We start from the raw sequence: 16,888 nt of genomic DNA, 5'->3' as shown, positions 1-16,888 counted from the left end.
GCGCCGATGCTTCATTCGCTGAAAGCCTGCTGGCGCCTGGCGCGCGCGGTGGCGCACGCGGCCTCGGGCTGGTGGACGATCCGCTTCACCTTCCCGAAGCTCACGCAGGCCGAGCGCAACGCGCGCGTGCAGGCGTGGTCGCGGCGCATGCTGGAGCTCATGGGCATCACGCTGGTGGTGCAGGGCACGCCGCCGCCCACGGGGCCGGTGCTGCTGATCTGCAATCACCTTTCGTGGCTGGACATCACGACCATCCATGCCGCGCGGCACGTGCGCTTCGTGTCGAAGTCGGACGTGAAGGGCTGGCCGCTGATCGGCACGCTGTCCAACGGCTCGGGCACGCTCTACATCGAGCGCGAACGCCGCCGCGACGCGCTGCGCGTGGTGCACCACATGACCGACGCGCTGCGCAACGGCGACCTGATCGGCGTGTTCCCTGAAGGCACGACCAGCGACGGCCGGGGCCTGCTGCCCTTCCACGCGAACCTGCTGCAGGCGTCGATCTCCTCGGGCGCGCCGGTGCTGCCCGCCGCGCTGCGCTTCGCCGACGCCGCCACCGGCGAGACCAGCCAGGCGCCGCGCTATATCGACGACGACAACCTCGTCGTCTCGCTGTGGAACACGCTGCGCGCGCCGCCGCTGCTGGCCATAGTGCGCTTCGGCGAGCCGCAGGACCCGCACGGCCGCGACCGGCGCGAATGGGCGCACTCGCTGCATGAAGACGTGCAGCAGCTGCGCCGCGAGACGCACTGACCGGCCGGAACCAAAAGAAAAAGGCGCTTCGTCGAAGCGCCTTTTTCTTTTGCCGGGAAGCCGGTGAAGGCCCGCGATCAGGCCTGCTCGCCCGTAGGCACGAAGCCCAGCCGGCGCGAGATCTCCAGCGCGCAGGCCCTCAGCGGCACGGCCACGCGGCCGTCCCATTCGCGGTCGAAGGTAGCCTCGGGACCCATGGCGGTGATGCCCAGCACCAGGTTGTTGGTGGAGTCGAACACCGGCGCGCAGAAGGCGTCGATGCCCGGGATCGGCTGGCCCAGCGTGCGTGACATGCCGTGCAGGCGCGTCTCGACCAGCAGGGCCTCGATCTCGGCGCGCGACAGCTCGGCGGTGGCGCCGCGGCCGTCCGCGGGGCGGGTGCGCGCCAAGTCCTCCAGCATCATCTTCTCGACCACCTTGGGCGGCAGGTAGGCCGCGAAGAGCCGGCCCGTCGCGGTGTAGGCCAGCGACATGACGGTGCCGGTGCGCAGGTTCACGTGCAGCGGATGGATCGGCTCCTCCAGCCGCACCACCGTCGGCCCGAAGTTGCCCCAGACCGCCACCGCGATGCTCTGCTCGGTCTCCGAGGCGAGCTGCTCGATGAGTGGCGACGCCTCCTTGATCGGGTCGAGCCGCTGCAGCTTGGCCAGCCCCAGCTGCAGCGCCAGCGGGCCCAGCTCGTAGCGGCCCGCGCTGTCCTGCACCACGAAGCCGACCTTCAAAAAGCTGACGAGATAGGGGTGCGCCTTGCCGACGGGAACGCCCGCGGCCTTGCCCAGGTCGCGCAGCGCCATGGGCGCGACGTGGCGCCCGAGCGCCACCAGCAGTTGCGTTCCGATTTCGACGGACTGAATGCCACGTCTTGGCTTTTCCATGGGGCGCCCGGCGTGGGGAGTGAGAGTGGGGGCGAGTATAGCCATCAGGGTTTCTACTGATATTGTCGTGTTCAATCGATGATGATTGAACATCTGATAGTAACGAAGAGACTTGACCATATCAACGTCGCTGCCTAAACTGCGCCGCAACTTAGGTCTTACACAAACACGCGAACAGGCAGAGACATGGAACAGAACACTTTCGAATGCGACGTGCTCGTCGTCGGCAGCGGCGCATCGGGCATGGCCACCGCGGTCACGGCGGCTTCGCAGGGCTTGAAGGTGCTGGTGGTCGAGAAGGAGCCGCGCTTCGGCGGCACCACCGCGCGTTCGGGCGGCTGGCTGTGGATTCCGGGCACGCGCCTGGCCACGGAGCAGGGCATCCACGAGCCCGAAGGCGCCGCGCTCGAATACATGAAGCACGAGGCCACCACGCACTTCGACGCCGCGCGCGTCGGCGCCTTTCTGGAGATGGGGCCCAAGGCCATCGACTTCTTCACGCGCAACACCTGCGTGCAGTTCGACATGCCGGCCGTCTTCCCCGACTACCACGCCGAGGCGCCGGGCGGCCAGCAGGGCGGCCGCTCGATGGTCACGCGCCCGTTCGACGGCCGCGAGCTCGGCAAGCGCATCAAGCAGCTGGCGCCGCCGCTGCCCGAACTCACCGTGTTCGGGATGATGTTGGGCTCGGGCCCCGAGATCAAACACTTCATGCGGGCCTTCAAGTCGCCGACCTCGTTCTGGTACGTGACCAAGCGCCTGAGCCGCCACTTCCTCGACGTGCTTCGCCACGGCCGCGGCATGACGCTGACCAACGGCAATGCGCTGGCCGGCCGCCTCGCCAAGGCCGCGATGGACAAGAACATTCCCGTGTGGCTCTCGTCGCCGGTGAAGAAGCTGGTGGTCGAGTACGACGGCGTCTCCGGCGCGGTGGTGCAGCACGAGGGCCAGAACGTGCGCGTGGTCGCGAAGCGCGGCGTGGTGCTGGCCTGCGGCGGCTTCCCCTACGACGTGGAACGCCGCAAGCAGCTCTTTCCGCATGCGCCCACCGGCCGCGAGCACTACTCGCCATCGCCTTCCACCAACACCGGCGACGGCCTGCGTCTGGCCGAGGCCGTGGGCGGCCGTGTCGACGGCACCATCCCGCATGCCGCGGCGTGGGTGCCCGCGTCGGTCACCACGCGTCCCGACGGCAGCAAGGGCGTGATGCCGCACTTCATCGACCGCGCCAAGCCCGGCGTGATCGCTGTCACCACCAAGGGCCGCCGCTTCACCAACGAAGGCAACTCGTACCACGACTTCGTGCAGGCGATGGTCAAGGCCTGCGAGGGCGAGCCCGAGGTCACGGCCTGGCTGCTGTGCGACCACAAGGCGCTGCGCGACTACGGCCTGGGCTGCGTCGCGCCCGCGCCGCTGCCCATCGGGCGGCACCTGAAGAGCGGCTACCTCAAGCGTGGCGCCACCGTCGGCGAGCTGGCCAAGGAACTCGGCATCGCGCCCGCCACGCTCGAAGCCACCGTGCAGGAGTTCAACAAGGGCGCGCGCACCGGCGACGACCCCGCCTTCGGCAAGGGCAGCAAGGCCTACAACCGCTACCAGGGCGACGCCAACATCACGCCCAACCCCTGCGTCGCGCCGCTGGAGAACGGCCCCTACTACGCCATCAAGCTGGTGATCGGCGACATCGGCACCTTCGCCGGCCTCGTCACCGACGAGAAGACCCGCGTGCTCGACGCCAACCGCCAGCCGATCAAGGGCCTCTACGCGGTGGGCAACGACGCCGCCAGCGTCATGGGCGGCAATTACCCCGGCGCCGGCATCACGCTCGGCCCGGCGCTGACCTTCGGCTATGTCGCGGGCCTGCAGGTCGCGCAGGCCGAAGCCAAGGCCACGGCGCAGCTGAAGGTGGAGCAGCGCGAGGCCGTGCCGGTCAGCCGCACCGCCTGAGCGTCATACATCCACACATATATATAAGGAGACACCGATGGCCTTTCCATCCACCGTCGCACCCCGCCTGCTCGAAGGCCGCCTGGCCTTCATTACCGGCGCGGGCCAGGGCAACGGCCGCGCGCTCGCGCTGGGCCTGGCGCAGGCCGGTGCGCGCGTGGTCGTCACCGACATGAACGACGCCACCGTGCGCGAGACCGCGCAGCTGGTGCGCGACGCGGGCGGCGAGGCCTGGTCCTTCGTGCTCGACGTGACCGCGCCCGAAGCCTGCCAGGCATTGGCCGAGCGCGTGGGCAAGGAGATCGGCAACGTCGACCTGCTGGTCAACAACGCCGGCATCATCATCCGCGAGAACACCAGCAGCCCGAACGCCGCGGCCAACTGGAAGAAGACCATCGACGTGAACGTGCACGGCACCTTCAACACCACGCTGGCCTTCATCCCGGTGCTCAAGCAGACGAAGGGCTCGATCATCAACATCGCCTCCATCGCCGCCTACGCGGGGCAGGGCGCGAGCCTGGGCTACTCGCCGTCGAAGGGCGCGATCAAGATGCTCACGCAGTCGCTCGCGCAGGAACTCGCGCCCGCCGGCGTGCGCGTCAACGCGCTGGCCCCCGGCGTGATAGAGACGCCCATGACCGCGGCCACCCGCGAGAACCCGCAGCGTCTCGAATCGTTCATGACGCGCATCCCCATGGGCCGCGTCGGCCAGACCGAAGACCTAGTGGGCCCGGTGATCTTCCTGGCCAGCGACATGTCGCGCTACGTGACCGGCATCGTGCTGCCGGTGGACGGCGGCTTCCTCGCCGTCTGAGCCCCCTTTTGTTTTTTCCGCTTCCCAGTCCGTCAACCTCAGGAGACAAAAAATGAAAACCATCCGTCTGTACAAGACGCTGCTCGCCGCGGCCGCGTTCGCCGCCTTCACGGCCGGCGCTACCGGTGCCATGGCGCAGGACATCAAGGTCGGCTACAACGGCGACCTCTCCGCGTCGCCCTCGGCCCAGAGCGGCCAGGCCGCGGTGCTGGGCATGGAGGCGGCCATCGCCGACATCAATGCCGCAGGCGGCGTGCTCGGCAAGAAACTGGCGCTGGTGACGCGCGACGACGTCTCGGCGCCGCCGAAGTCGATCCAGAACATGAGCGACCTGATCGACAACGAGAAGGTGGTTGCTGTCTTCGGCCCCACCAACTCGGGCAACGCGATGGCGTGGAAGCACATCGCCAACCAGAAGAAGATTCCCGTGCTGGGCAACGTGGGCTCGGGCACCGACATCACCAAGCCGATGAGCCCCGGCGCCGACAACTACATGTTCCGCGTCTCGATGGTCGACCGCGAGCAGGTCGCCGCGCTCATGGCCTACGTGAAGAAGAACACCGCAGGCTCCAAGGTGGTGGGCCTGATGGCCGAGACCACCGGCTACGGCCAGGGCGGCCTGAAGGACATGGAAGAGATCGCCAAGCTGCAGGACATCAAGATCGCCGCCACCGAGCGCTTCGGCGTCGGCGACACCGACATGACCTCGCAGCTGAGCAAGATGAAGGCCGCCAACGTCGACACCGTGGTGGTGTGGGCGCAGGGCACGCCCATCGCACAGCTGGTGCGCAGCATGGAGAAGATCAACTACTTCCCGCTGACGCTGACCTCCTGGGCCGCCGACAACATCACCTTCTACGACGCGGCCGGCAAGCAACTCGCCGAGAAGCCGATCTTCATGCGCACCGTGAGCGAGACCCGCACGCCCGCGCAGCAGAAGCTCTTCGATCGCATCGGTGCCAAGCTGAAGGCGCCGGGTTCGTTCTCCTTCGCGCTGCACGGCTACGACTCGATGCAGCTGCTGGCGCAGGCCATGAAGCAGGCCAACAGCGCCGACGGCGCGGCGGTGCGCGCGGCGCTCGAAGACCTGAAGACGCCGGTGCAGGGCGTGCTCAAGACCTACGACAAGCCCTTCAGCAAGACCAATCACGAGGCGCTGACCGCCAAGGACCTGGTCTGGATCCGCTGGAAGGACGGCAAGCTGATGCCCTACACCGACGCGCTGATCCAGGGCTTGAAGCCGGCCGACTTCAAGCAGTAAGCAAGACAGAAAAGAAGAGGCGAAGCGACCGGCGTGCCCGCGCGGCAGCCAGCGCCGTCTCGCAACGGAGATACACACCATGGTTGAAGCGCTCCTGCAGGCGCTCATCAGCGGGCTCGCCGTCGGCGGTGCCTATGCGCTGGTGGCGCTGGGATTCAGCATCACGTTCACGACCACCAAGACGCTGAACTTCTCGCACGGCGAGTTCGTCTCGGCCGGCGCCTTCATCGGCATGAGCGCCCTGTTCCTGGTACTGGGCAAGCCGCTGAGCTCCACCACCTTCGGCGACGCCGTGCCCGGCGCGGGCGCGCAGCTGTTCGCGCTGCTGGCCGCGCTCGGCGTGATGGGCCTGCTGGGCTGGCTGCTCTACGTGCTGGGCGTGCGACCCTTCGCGGGCCGCCCCGGCATGGCCTGGGTGATGAGCACCCTGGGCTTCGGTGTGATCCTGCAGAGCGTGGGGCTCGCCATCTGGGGCCCGAAGCCGGTGGTGGTGCCCGCGCCCGTGGGCGACACCGTGATCCGCATGTTCGGCGTGGGCGTGCGCCCGCAGGAGCTGCTCACGCTGGGCGTGGCGGTGGTCGTGATGTTCGGCTTCGACCGCGTGATGAACCGCACCATGATCGGCAAGGCCATGCGCGCCGTCGCGCAGAACGGCAACGTCGCCAGCCTGATGGGCATCAACACCAACGCGATGATGATCGGCGCCTTCGTCGTGAGCTCGGCGCTGGCGGGGCTCTCGGGCTTCCTGCTCGCGCCCATCGCGCAGGCATCGCTCTTCATGGGGCTGACCGTGGGCCTGAAAGGATTTTCGGGCGCGATGATCGGCGGCCTGAGCAACCCGCGCGGTTGCGTGATCGGCGGCTTCCTGCTCGGCGTGCTCGAGTCGATGGTCAACCTGTGGCAGGCGCAGTGGCGCGAGGTGGCGGTGTTCGCGCTCGTCATCCTGGTGCTGGCCTTCCGCCCCACGGGTCTGTTCGGCCGCTCGACGGTGGAGAAGGTATGAAGCGCCTCGCCCATCCTCTCGCCGTGTTGCTGGTCGCGGCGGTGCTCTGCGGCATCGTCTCGATGTCGGGCAACGACTACTACCTGCGCATCGCCTTCATGATGTGCGTCTACTACCTCTGCGCCGCCGGCATGAACGTGCTGGTGGGCTACGCGGGGCAGAAATCGCTGGGCCAGGCCGGGCTGTTCGCGGCCGGCGCCTACGGCGTGGCGCTGCTGACATCGCGCACCGACATGGACCCGTGGCTCGCGCTCGCGCTGGCCGCTGTCATCTCGGGCCTGTGCGGCGTGCTGATCGCGCTGCCCTCGCTGCGCGTGAAGGGGCCGTACCTCGCCATGGTCACGCTGGCCTTCGGCATCGTGGTGGAGAAGCTCGTGGGCGAATGGACCGACGTGTTCGGCGGCGCCCAGGGCATCTACGGCATCCGCCCGCTCACCTGGAAGGGGGCGCCGCTGGACACCACGCAGTGGGTCATCCTGGGCATCGTGCTGTGCGCGGCGCTGCACCTGCTGCTGCGCAACCTGCTCAACGGCCGCTTCGGCCGCGCGCTGCTGTCGCTGCAGGCGGACGAGATCGCTTCGTCTTCCGTGGGCGTGCGCGTGTACCGCGCCAAGGTCATGGCCTTCGTGGTCGCGGCCGTCACCTGCGGCATCGCGGGTGCGCTGGTGGCCCAGCAGAACCAGTACATCAACTCCGACTTCATCACCTTCCACCTGTCGATCTTCATCCTGCTGCTGGTGCTGTTCGGCGGCGCGGGCTCGATGTACGGGCCGCTGGTGGGTGCGGTGCTGCTCACGCTGACCGACGCGCTGCTGGCGCGCTGGCCTTCGGCGCAGCACTTCCTCTACGGCTTCCTGCTGCTGTTCGCGCTGTACGTGATGCCGGGCGGCGTGGTGGGCCTTTTCAACAAGTGGTTCATGAAGTCGCGCCATCGCGGCGAGGGCGCTGGCGGCAGCGGCATTCCGGGCCAGATCGGCCCCGGCGGCGAAGGCGAGCTGCTGGTGGTGCAGGGCGTGACCAAGTCGTACGGCGGCGTGAAGCCGGCGCAGGACGTGTCGTTCCGCCTGCAGCGCGGCCACATCCATGCGCTGATCGGTCCGAACGGCGCGGGCAAGAGCACCATGATCAACATGCTCACCGGCGTGATCGAACCCGACGCGGGCTCGATCCGCTTCCTGGGCCGCAACATCGTGGGCCAGCCGGCGCACACCATCTGCTGCCTGGGCATGGGCCGCACCTTCCAGAACCTGCGCCTGTTCGCGGACCTCTCGGTGCTCGACAACGTCATGCTCGGCCGCCACAGCCGCATGAGCAACGGCTTCCTGTCGTCGCTCGTCGCGTGGCCCACCGCGAACCGGCAGGAGAAGGCGACGCGCGAGCGCGCGCTGCAGCTGCTCGACCTGGTCGGCCTCGGCCACCTCGCGCACTGGCCCGCCGGCAGCCTGCCCTATGGCCTGCAGCGCCGCGTGGAGCTGGCGCGCGCGCTGGCCACCGAGCCGCAGCTGCTGCTGCTCGACGAACCGGCCGCAGGCCTCAACCCGCAGGAGACCGCCGAGCTCGGCGAGCTGCTACTGCGCATCGGCAAGTGCGGCGTGTCGATCCTGATGGTGGAGCACCACATGGACCTGGTGATGTCCATCTCCGACCACGTCATCGTGCTCGACTACGGCATCAAGATCGCCGAGGGCAAGCCCGCCGAGGTTCAGGCCAACCCGCGCGTGGTCGAGGCCTACCTGGGCGTGGACGACGAAGAAGAAGAGGCACTGGCCACGGCCATGCCGGCTTGAGCAGAAAGACCGAAACCATCATGCTGAAAATCGAATCGGTGAAGGTCTCGTACGGCGCCATCGAGGCTGTCAAGGGCGTGAGCCTGGAAGTGCGCGCGGGCGAGGTCGTCACCATCATCGGCGCCAACGGCGCCGGCAAGAGCACGCTGCTCAAGAGCATCGTCGGCCTGGAGCCCGTGGCCGAGGGTCGCGTGCTGATCGACGGCAACGACTGCACGCATGTGCCCTCGCACAGGCGCGTGGGCCTGGGCGTGGCGCTGTCGCCCGAGGGGCGCGGCGTGTTCCCCGACCAGACGGTGCGCGAGAACCTGATGCTCGGCGCCTACTCGCGCCGCGGCGACAAGGCTTTCGTGGAGCGCGGCATCGAGCGCGAGTTCGCGCGCTTCCCGCGCCTGAAGGAGCGCCAGCACCAGCCCTCGGGCACGCTCTCGGGCGGCGAGCAGCAGATGCTGGCCATTGCCCGAGCGCTCATGAGCGAGCCGCGCCTGCTGCTGCTGGACGAGCCCTCGCTGGGCCTGGCGCCGCTCATCATCAAGGACATCTTCGACGCCATCCGCCAGCTGCGCAGCTCGGGCCTGACCATCCTGCTGGTGGAGCAGATGGCCAAGCAGGCGCTGGGCGTGGCCGACCGCGCCTACGTGCTCGAAACCGGCTGCATCACGCTCGAAGGCTCGGGCCGCGAGCTGCTCGACAACCCCAAGGTGAAGTCCGCGTACCTCGGCACGCATTGACTCGCATCGCTCATTTCAAAGGAACTCCCATGACCACCAAGAAATTCGCCAGCCACGCCGACCTCGAGGAGAAGAAGGTCTCCTTCACCCGCCTCTCGGAGAACGCCTACGCCTACACCGCCGAGGGCGACCCCAACACCGGCATCTTCATCGGCGACGAGGCCGTGATGGTGGTCGACACCCAGGCTACGCCCGCGATGGCGCAGGACGTGATCCGCCGCATCCGCGAAGTGACGCCGCTGCCCATCAAATACGTGCTGCTGAGCCACTACCACGCGGTGCGCGTTCTGGGCGCCTCGGCCTACTTCAAGGAGGGCGCCGAGCAGATCATCGCCAGCCGCGACACCTACGACCTGATCGTGGAGCGCGGCGAGCAGGACAAGGCCAGCGAGATCGGCCGCTTCCCGCGCCTGTTCCGCAACGTCGAGTCGGTGCCGCCGGGCCTGACCTGGCCGACCATGACCTTCGACGGCACCATGAGCGTGTGGCTGGGCAAGAAGCTCGAAGTGAAGATCGCGCAGGTGGGCCGCGGCCACACCAAGGGCGACACCATCGCCTACCTCGAAGACCAGAAGATCTGCTTCGCGGGCGACCTCGTCGAATACCAGAGCACCGCCTACGCCGGCGACTGCTACTTCCGCGACTGGCCCGCCACGCTCGACCGCCTCGCGGGCTTCGGCTTCGAGAAGCTGGTGCCCGGGCGCGGCGCCGCGCTGGAGAACGCCGCCGACGTGCGCAAGGCCATCGCCTCCACGCGCGCCTTCATCTCGGACGTGTACACGCTCGTCAACAACGGCGTGGCGCAGGGCAAGACGCTGAACGCGATCTACAAGGAAACCGTGGCGGCGCTGCGCCCCACGTACGGCCACTGGGTGATCTTCGATCACTGCATGCCGTTCGACGTGACGCGTGCGTACGACGAAGCGACGGGTCACGTCCACCCGCGCATCTGGACCGCGGAGCGCGACATCGAGATGTAGAACGAGCTGGAGGGATGACCTCCCCAGCTTCGCCCACTTCGTGTGGCTCGGACACCCCCTCGCGGGGGGCGCACCCTGCGGCCCGGCAGAGCCGGTTCCGCGGGAGCCCGCGAGGGGGCCTCGCTGCGCGGGCCGTGGTGTGGCGTTGTCTTTGACGAACGATTGAAATGAACCAGCCTGCGCCGTCGTCGTCTTCATCAGCCTCTGCTGGCGCCACACCCGCCGCCGTGCAGGCCTGGCTGCTGCTGGGAATGCTCGTGTGGGGCGTGAACGTGTCGGCGGTGAAGGTGCTGACGGGCTTCTTCGAGGCGCTGCCGCTGGCGGCCTTGCGCATGGTGGTGGCCTGCATGGCGCTGAGCGCGATCTTGCTGTGGCGGCGCGGCGGGGTGCCGGTGTTCGGCATGCGGCGTCTTGCGGCACTTGCCGGCTGCGGCTTCCTGATGGTGTATGCCAACCAGATCCTGTTCGCGCTGGGGCTGCAGCGTTCGACGGCCACCAACGGAGCGCTGATCATGGCGCTGAGTCCGCTGGTGTCGGCGCTGATGGCGGCGCTGGTGTTCCGCGAGGCGCTGACGGCGCGGCGGCTCGTCGGCGTGGCGCTGGGCTTCGCGGGCGTGGCGGCGGTCGTGCTCAGCCATCCGGGAGCAAGCCTGTCGCACGCGGGGTTGGGCGATTTGCTGCTGGCGCTGTCGGTGGTGAGCTTCGCGGTCGGCGGCGTAGGCGTGCAGCGCCTGGCGCGGCAGATCGATCCGCTGTCGATGAGCTGGGGCATCTACGTGATGGGCACCGCGATGCTGGTGCTGCACACGCTGCTGGGGCCCTCGCCGCTGGGCGCGGCGCAGCTGTTCCCGGGTGCGTGGCCGTGGGCGCTGGTGCTGTTCTCGGGCGTGGCCGCCACCGCCGCCGGCAACCTGATCTGGAACCGCGCCATCTCCGTCATCGGCGTGGCGCGCACCGCTGTCTTTCTCTATTGGGTGCCGGTGTTCGGCGTCGCGGTCGCGGCGCTGCTGCTGGGCGAGGTGCTGAGCTGGTGGCACCTGTTCGGCTTCGCCGCGGTGATGAGCGGCACGTGGCTGGGCACGCGGCCGGCAGCCGCCGCCGTGCCCAAGCCTGCACCCTGATTTCTTCCATCCATGTCCACCGACTCTTTCCCCCTGCTGTTCCAGCCCCTGCAACTGCGCGGCCTCACATTGGCCAACCGCGTCGTGATCTCGCCGATGTGCCAGCACGCCGCCGAGCGCGGCCATGCCACGCCGTGGCACATGGTGCACCTGGGCAAGTTCGCGCTCGGCGGCGCCGGGCTGATCCTCACCGAGAGCACCGCGGTCGATCCGCGCGGTCGCATCGGCATCGCCGACCTCGGCCTGTGGAACGACAGCCAGATCGCGCCGCTGAAGGCAGTGGTCGATTTCGTGCATGCGCAGGGCAGCGCCATCGGCGTGCAACTCGCGCATGCAGGCCGCAAGGCGGGCAGCGAGCCGCTGTGGGAGGGGGGCGCCGCACTCGGCGATGCGCGCATGGCCGCCGACGAGGAGCCGTGGGAGCGCCTGGGCCCGAGCGCACTCGCGGCAGGGCCGGGCTGGTCGGCACCGCGCGCGCTCGATGCCGATGGCATCGCGGCGGTGGTGCAGCGCTTCGTCGATGCCACGGTGCGCGCAGACAAGGCGGGCTTCGACGTGGTCGAGCTGCACTTCGGGCACGGCTACCTCGTCGCCAGCTTCCTTTCACCCAACGCCAACCATCGCGACGATGCCCTCGGCGGCAGCCGCGACAACCGCATGTGGCTCGCGCTGGAGATCGCGCAGCGCGTGCGTGCCGCGTGGCCGGCGGAGAAGCCGCTGTTCTGCCGCCTCTCGGCGGTCGACGGCACGCCCGATGGCTGGAACCTGGACGACTCGGTGGTGCTCGCGCGCGAGCTCAAGCGCTGCGGCGTCGACGTGATCGACTGTTCCTCGGGCGGCCTCACCGAGGAGACGCGCGCGCTGCCGGTGCCGCGCGGACTGGGCTTCCAGGTGCCGTTCTCCGCGCGCATCCGACAGGAGGCGCAGGTGCCCACGCAGGCGGTCGGGATGATCGTCGACGCGCATCAGGCCGAGGCCGTGCTCGCCGCCGGGCAGGCCGATCTCGTCGCCCTGGGCCGCGAGGCCTTGCTCGACCCCTACTGGGCGCACCACGCGGCCGCGGCGCTCGGTGCGGACCCCGGCTTCCGGCGCTGGCCGGTGCGCCACGGCGTGTGGCTGGCCAAGCGCGCGCCCGGCCTCGCGCGAGCGCGCGCCGAGGCCGAGGCCGCCTTGCAAATCAACGATAAGGAGACAAGCAGATGACCGAACCGACGCCCCTGCGCATGGGCCTGATCCGCAAGAAACCCGAATGGACCGACGAGGCCTTCCGCAGCCACTGGCGCGACAGGCACGGCCCGCTGGTGGCGCAGCTGCCCACGCTGCGCGGCTACCGGCAGAACCTCGTGCTCGACCGGCTGCAGCGCGGTATCGACTTCGCGCGCGGGCCGTGGGACTTCGACGGCTTCTCGCAGCTGGGCTTCGACGAGGCGAAGCAGGCCGAAGCGGCCTTCAACCGCGGCGAGCTCGCCGCCGCCATCCGCGCCGACGAGGAACGCTTTCTGGGCGGCCTGCACATCGTGACCGTCGCGCAGACCGAGGTGATAGCGCCACCGCCGAAGCCCGAGGGGCTGCTCAAGCGCATCTCGCTGCTGCGCCGGCCCGTCGAGCAGTCGGAAGAAGACTTCCGCCGCGAATGGAAGGTGCACGCCGACCATGTGCGCCGCATGCCCGGCGTGAGCGGCTACCGCCAGAACGTGGTGACCGCGCGCGAGTTCGTGAAGGGCACGCCCTGCGGCTATGCGGAGCTGCCGATCGACGGCATCGTCGAGCTGTGGTTCGAGAACCCCGGCACGCTCGATGCGGCCTTCGCATCGCCGCAAGGGCAGGTGACGATGGCGCATGCGCTCACCTTCCTTGCGGAGATCACGGCCTTCGTGGTGGAAGAGCACCGCGTGGTGTGAGGCCAATGAGGGCGGGCCGGGCATGGATGCGCTCGCCGCACGGCGTCGCCGGCCATAACATCGGCGATCGTCAAACCGGAGCGGCACACATGGGGCGCACTCGCATCTTCTTCCTGGGCATCGCCATGGCCACGGCCGCATGCGCGGCGTCCGCCCAGACGCGCAAGCCGCTTCCGCCCGGCGTGGCGGGCGTGATGCGCATCGACGCCGGCACCGACTACGTGTTTCTCGACCGCCCCACCACCGTCGGCGGCGCCTGCAAGGGATGGAAGGCGGTATCGATACAGGCGCCGGGACCGGCGGGCTCGGGCACCACCAACCTCATGTGCTGGAAGGAATCGAACGGCCAGCTGCTGACGGCGACCGAGCAGAAGGTGACGCCGCAGGTCGCGCCGATGAGCCTGATCCGCTGAGGAGCAGCGGCGTTCACGCACGCGCCCCAAAAAAAAGCGCCCCTCGAGGGAGCGCTTAACGACGCACGGATGCGTCGTGAGGAGGAACCGGGATCCACGGAACCTCCACATTGACTCTGCGCAGCGCCCGCCCATGCGGGACATTGCAAGGCAAGTGCGTGAGCGCCTGCCTACATCGGCACCCCGGGGCCGGCAGCGGGCGAGCGGGTGGCTCGCTCAGCCCAGCAGGCCGTGCAGGATGTTGGTGACCGGGTTCACCACGTGACTCACCGTCTGCTCGACCTGGCTGGTGATCGGCGCGACGACTTCGCCCACGCCGGAAGCCACTGCACCGGCCGCGCCTTCGGCCACGTGGGCCACTGTCTCGGCCACCGGCGCCACGGTGCCGGAAGTGCCGGCCAGGATGTCGGTCGCCGGCGCCGCCGCGCTGGAGGCCGCATGTGCCGCCGGAGCAGCCGCTTCGCTGGTCGCCGACTGCAGCACGTTGGCCACCGGGCCGTCGTCGCCGCCGAGCGAGCCGAGCAGGCGGCCGACCAGGCCGTCTGCGCCCAGCACGCTGCCGACCAGGCCTTCGTCGCCGAGCAGGTTGTTCACGATGCCGTCTTCGCCGAGCAGGTTGTTCACGATGCCGTCTTCGCCGAGCACGCCACCCAGCAGGCCGCCGGTGTTGCCGCCGCCGGTCACTCCGCCGAGCAGGCCGCCGACGAGGCCGTCTTCACCGAGGAGGCCACCGACCAGGCCACCGGCATCGCCGTTGGTGACGCCGCCGAGCAGGCCGCCGACGAGGCCGTCTTCACCGAGGAGACCACCGACCAGGCCGCCGGCATCGCCGTTGGTGACGCCGCCGAGGAGGCCGCCATCGCCACCGAGTACGCCGCCCAGCAGGCCGTCGTCGCCCAGCACGCCGCCGAGGAGGCCGCCGTCGCTACCGAGCACACCGCCCAGCAGGCCGTCATCACCCAGCACGCCGCCGAGGAGTCCGCCGTCGCCGCCGAGTACGCCGCCCAGCAGGCCGTCGTCGCCCAGCACGCCGCCGAGCAGGCCACCATCACCACCGAGCAGACCGCTCAGCGGGCCATCGGCACCGAGGAGGCCGTCGTCGCCAAGAACCCCGCCCAGCAGGCCGTCTCCACCGAGGAGGCCGCCGATCAGGCCGTTGTCGCCCAGCACGCCGCTGAGCAGGCCGTCTTCGCCGCCGAGCAAGCCGCCGAGGGGTGTTGCGCCAAGCAGTCCGCCGGCCACGCCGTCGGGACCGAGCAGGCTGTCGACCAGCCCGTCGCCGCCCAGCAAGCCGCCGGTGAGGCCCTCGCTGCCGAGCAGGCCGGCGAGCGAGCCGTCGCCGCCGAGTACGCCTCCGAGCAGGCCGTCGTCGCCGCTCAGCAGGCCACCCAGAAGGCCGTCGTCACCCAGCACGCCGCCGAGCAAGCCGCCATCGCCACCGAGTACGCCGCCCAGCAGGCCATCGTCACCCAGCACGCCGCCGAGCAAGCCGCCATCGCCACCGAGTACGCCGCCCAGAAGGCCGTCGTCACCCAGCACGCCGCCGAGCAGGCCGCCATCGCCAGCGAGCACGCCGCCCAGCAGGCCGTCGTCACCCAGCACACCGCCGAGCAGGCCGCCATCGCCACCGAGCACGCCGCCCAGCAGGCCGTCGTCACCCAGCACGCCACCGAGGAGGCCGCCATCGCCGCCGAGCACGCCGCCCAGAAGGCCGTCGTCGCCCAGAAGGCCGTCGTCGCCCAGCACGCCGCCGAGCAGGCCGCCATCGCCGCCGAGTACGCCGCCCAGCAGCCCGCCGAGCAAGCCGCCGTCGCCAAGCAGCTGCCCGACCAATCCGTCTTCGCCGAGCACGCTGCCCACGAGGCTGCCTTCGCCGAGCAGGCCGTCGAGCACCTGGCTGACCACGCCTTCGTCGCCGACGATCTGGTCGACGAGGCCGTCGATGCCCAGGCCGGTGGTTACGCCGCCGAGCAGTCCGTCGCCACCGAGCAGGTTGTCGAGGATGTTGCCGAGCGCGTCGGTCAGGTAGTCGACCTGGCCGTTCAGCGAGCCGATGAGCGCGCCGGTGAGGCCGGCGCCCAGCAGGCCGTCGACCACGGGTGTGAGCACGCCGCCGAGGTCGGCGGTGATGCCGTCTACAGTGTCGTCCAGCGGGTCGAAGGCGTTCGGATCGTCGGGCCTGAATTCGTTGCCCGCGATGGGCGAGAGCACGTCGTCCACGAGGTCGGTGAGGCCGTCGACCGTGGGCATCAGCGACGAGAGCGTGGGCGCGGAGCTCGTGACCGCGGCACTGCGCGCGGCGGCGGCCGTACCGCCGCCTCCGCCGAGGCCGAGCAGGTTGTCGAGGGCTCCGACAAGATGGTCGGCGGCGCCGTCGCCTGGGTCGAGCAGGTGGTCGGCGTCCGCGTCGGCATCGGCGTCGGCATCCGAGTCGGCGTCTGCATCGGAGTCCGCGTCCGAATCGGCATCGGCGTCCGAATCGGCGTCGGCGTCAGCGTCGGCATCCGCATCGGCATCCGCATCCGAGTCGCCGTCCGCATCCGCGTCGGCATCGGCGTCCGCGTCTGCATCCGCATCGCTTTCGCCGATGCCCGGAACGAAGAAGGGGACCGCGCCGTCGCTGCCCCCGCCGCCGCCCAGTGCCGCCGCGAGCCCGGCGGCGCCCAGCGCGCCGAGCGCGAATTCGCCCAGCCCGATGCCGCTGCCGGCAGCGGTCTTCTTGCTCACCGCGAGCGCGGCGGCTTCGGCGTCGCTGTCGGGCGCGGTCACTTCCAGGTCGCCGGAGGCCACGTCCACGTTCACCTGCTCCAGGCCGCTCGCGAGCTTGGTCGAGCTGATGGTGGCGTCCGTGCCGCCCGTGAACACGCCGGCCAGGGGTGCCTTGTTGGTGGCCGATCCGGGAAATAGAACGTTGGCATGGCCGTCCTGCGGAACGATCACGCGGTCGCCGGCCATCAGCGTCTGGTTGCCGGACACCGGAATCGCCACGCCGTCGCGCATGACGACCGTGCCGGGCGTCGCATTCGACAGCGACCCGATGCCGGCCGGCGCCGCAGCCGGTGTTGCCGAGGCGGCGGTGGCCGCCCCCATGGGAGCGACCGGCCGGACCGTCGCCTGCGCGAGGATCACCGGCGTGGCGGCACTGCTGTCGGCGCCTCCGGCGATCGAAGAAATCGTTGTGTTGGCATCCGCCATGGCAGCCTCCTCGGTAGTGGGAGTGGCTGACGGGGCAACTTGTGTGCCGCTTTTTTGCGCAGGCGCCGGCGTTGGGCAAGGTGCGCGCAAACTGTTGATTTACATGG

General features: G+C 69.6%; 14 protein-coding genes. 12 read left to right on the top strand and 2 right to left on the bottom strand.

Annotation, left to right across the window (positions count from 1 at the left end):
* Positions 1-6 precede the first annotated feature (6 nt).
* Positions 7-753: a lysophospholipid acyltransferase family protein gene (locus tag EJP67_RS20835; protein WP_126023619.1), complete on the top strand. Its 747-nt coding sequence runs from the start codon at positions 7-9 to the stop codon at positions 751-753.
* Positions 754-830: 77 nt separating this feature from the next.
* Here EJP67_RS20835 and EJP67_RS20830 read toward each other — a convergent pair whose 3' ends face one another.
* On the bottom strand, positions 831-1,628 hold the full coding sequence (locus EJP67_RS20830) for an IclR family transcriptional regulator (RefSeq protein WP_126023618.1): 798 nt from the start codon (positions 1,626-1,628) through the stop codon (positions 831-833).
* A gap of 186 nt (positions 1,629-1,814) precedes the next feature.
* Here EJP67_RS20830 and EJP67_RS20825 point away from each other — a divergent pair, with 186 nt between their 5' ends.
* The 11 genes from EJP67_RS20825 (at position 1,815) to EJP67_RS20775 (ending at position 13,586) form a co-directional block, all read left to right on the top strand.
* Positions 1,815-3,575 (top strand): FAD-dependent oxidoreductase, encoded by a 1,761-nt coding sequence (locus EJP67_RS20825; RefSeq protein ID WP_126023617.1) that lies wholly within the window; start codon positions 1,815-1,817, stop codon positions 3,573-3,575.
* Between the two features lie 37 nt (positions 3,576-3,612).
* On the top strand, positions 3,613-4,389 hold the full coding sequence (locus EJP67_RS20820; protein ID WP_126023616.1) for an SDR family NAD(P)-dependent oxidoreductase: 777 nt from the start codon (positions 3,613-3,615) through the stop codon (positions 4,387-4,389).
* 52 nt (positions 4,390-4,441) lie between these two features.
* Positions 4,442-5,650, top strand: a complete 1,209-nt coding sequence (locus EJP67_RS20815) for an ABC transporter substrate-binding protein (protein ID WP_126023615.1) — start codon at positions 4,442-4,444, stop codon at positions 5,648-5,650.
* A 79-nt stretch (positions 5,651-5,729) separates the two neighbouring features.
* Positions 5,730-6,653, top strand: coding sequence for a branched-chain amino acid ABC transporter permease (locus EJP67_RS20810; protein WP_126023614.1), 924 nt, complete (start codon positions 5,730-5,732; stop codon positions 6,651-6,653).
* Positions 6,650-8,440: a branched-chain amino acid ABC transporter ATP-binding protein/permease gene (locus EJP67_RS20805; RefSeq protein ID WP_126023613.1), complete on the top strand. Its 1,791-nt coding sequence runs from the start codon at positions 6,650-6,652 to the stop codon at positions 8,438-8,440. Before EJP67_RS20810 ends, EJP67_RS20805 begins: the two co-directional genes overlap by 4 nt.
* Before the next feature lie 20 nt (positions 8,441-8,460).
* The gene (locus tag EJP67_RS20800) at positions 8,461-9,171 is read left to right on the top strand and encodes an ABC transporter ATP-binding protein (RefSeq protein ID WP_126023612.1); all 711 of its coding nucleotides are present in this window, start codon (positions 8,461-8,463) and stop codon (positions 9,169-9,171) included.
* A gap of 29 nt (positions 9,172-9,200) precedes the next feature.
* On the top strand, positions 9,201-10,151 hold the full coding sequence (locus EJP67_RS20795; protein ID WP_126023611.1) for an MBL fold metallo-hydrolase: 951 nt from the start codon (positions 9,201-9,203) through the stop codon (positions 10,149-10,151).
* A 167-nt stretch (positions 10,152-10,318) separates the two neighbouring features.
* On the top strand, positions 10,319-11,272 hold the full coding sequence (locus EJP67_RS20790; protein WP_240650732.1) for a DMT family transporter: 954 nt from the start codon (positions 10,319-10,321) through the stop codon (positions 11,270-11,272).
* Between the two features lie 12 nt (positions 11,273-11,284).
* Positions 11,285-12,475 (top strand): NADH:flavin oxidoreductase/NADH oxidase, encoded by a 1,191-nt coding sequence (locus EJP67_RS20785; protein ID WP_126023610.1) that lies wholly within the window; start codon positions 11,285-11,287, stop codon positions 12,473-12,475.
* Positions 12,472-13,173 (top strand): EthD domain-containing protein, encoded by a 702-nt coding sequence (locus tag EJP67_RS20780; protein WP_126023609.1) that lies wholly within the window; start codon positions 12,472-12,474, stop codon positions 13,171-13,173. Before EJP67_RS20785 ends, EJP67_RS20780 begins: the two co-directional genes overlap by 4 nt.
* Before the next feature lie 89 nt (positions 13,174-13,262).
* Entirely contained in the window at positions 13,263-13,586 is a 324-nt protein-coding gene (locus EJP67_RS20775) for a hypothetical protein (protein ID WP_126023608.1), read from the top strand.
* A gap of 216 nt (positions 13,587-13,802) precedes the next feature.
* Here the strand turns inward: EJP67_RS20775 and EJP67_RS20770 are convergent, their stop codons facing one another.
* Positions 13,803-16,781, bottom strand: coding sequence for a hypothetical protein (locus EJP67_RS20770; protein WP_126023607.1), 2,979 nt, complete (start codon positions 16,779-16,781; stop codon positions 13,803-13,805).
* Between the last annotated feature and the right edge of the window lie 107 nt (positions 16,782-16,888).

The organism is Variovorax guangxiensis (genome assembly GCF_003952165.1).
GTDB classification, from domain to species: domain Bacteria; phylum Pseudomonadota; class Gammaproteobacteria; order Burkholderiales; family Burkholderiaceae_C; genus Variovorax; species Variovorax guangxiensis.
The sequence above is the reverse complement of the archived record's forward strand: the minus strand, read 5'-3'. Positions and strand labels throughout refer to the sequence as shown.

What these genes read in the sequence shown, in the direction of transcription:
- EJP67_RS20800 (WP_126023612.1), top strand. Translation starts at nt 8,461, where the DNA reads ATGCTGAAAATCGAATCGGTGAAGGTCTCGTACGGCGCCATCGAGGCT.
- EJP67_RS20825 (WP_126023617.1), top strand. Translation starts at nt 1,815, where the DNA reads ATGGAACAGAACACTTTCGAATGCGACGTGCTCGTCGTCGGCAGCGGC.
- EJP67_RS20790 (WP_240650732.1), top strand. Translation starts at nt 10,319, where the DNA reads ATGAACCAGCCTGCGCCGTCGTCGTCTTCATCAGCCTCTGCTGGCGCC.
- EJP67_RS20795 (WP_126023611.1), top strand. Translation starts at nt 9,201, where the DNA reads ATGACCACCAAGAAATTCGCCAGCCACGCCGACCTCGAGGAGAAGAAG.
- EJP67_RS20820 (WP_126023616.1), top strand. Translation starts at nt 3,613, where the DNA reads ATGGCCTTTCCATCCACCGTCGCACCCCGCCTGCTCGAAGGCCGCCTG.
- EJP67_RS20775 (WP_126023608.1), top strand. Translation starts at nt 13,263, where the DNA reads ATGGGGCGCACTCGCATCTTCTTCCTGGGCATCGCCATGGCCACGGCC.
- EJP67_RS20770 (WP_126023607.1), bottom strand. Translation starts at nt 16,781, where the DNA reads ATGGCGGATGCCAACACAACGATTTCTTCGATCGCCGGAGGCGCCGAC.
- EJP67_RS20805 (WP_126023613.1), top strand. Translation starts at nt 6,650, where the DNA reads ATGAAGCGCCTCGCCCATCCTCTCGCCGTGTTGCTGGTCGCGGCGGTG.
- EJP67_RS20835 (WP_126023619.1), top strand. Translation starts at nt 7, where the DNA reads ATGCTTCATTCGCTGAAAGCCTGCTGGCGCCTGGCGCGCGCGGTGGCG.
- EJP67_RS20810 (WP_126023614.1), top strand. Translation starts at nt 5,730, where the DNA reads ATGGTTGAAGCGCTCCTGCAGGCGCTCATCAGCGGGCTCGCCGTCGGC.
- EJP67_RS20830 (WP_126023618.1), bottom strand. Translation starts at nt 1,628, where the DNA reads ATGGAAAAGCCAAGACGTGGCATTCAGTCCGTCGAAATCGGAACGCAA.
- EJP67_RS20780 (WP_126023609.1), top strand. Translation starts at nt 12,472, where the DNA reads ATGACCGAACCGACGCCCCTGCGCATGGGCCTGATCCGCAAGAAACCC.
- EJP67_RS20785 (WP_126023610.1), top strand. Translation starts at nt 11,285, where the DNA reads ATGTCCACCGACTCTTTCCCCCTGCTGTTCCAGCCCCTGCAACTGCGC.
- EJP67_RS20815 (WP_126023615.1), top strand. Translation starts at nt 4,442, where the DNA reads ATGAAAACCATCCGTCTGTACAAGACGCTGCTCGCCGCGGCCGCGTTC.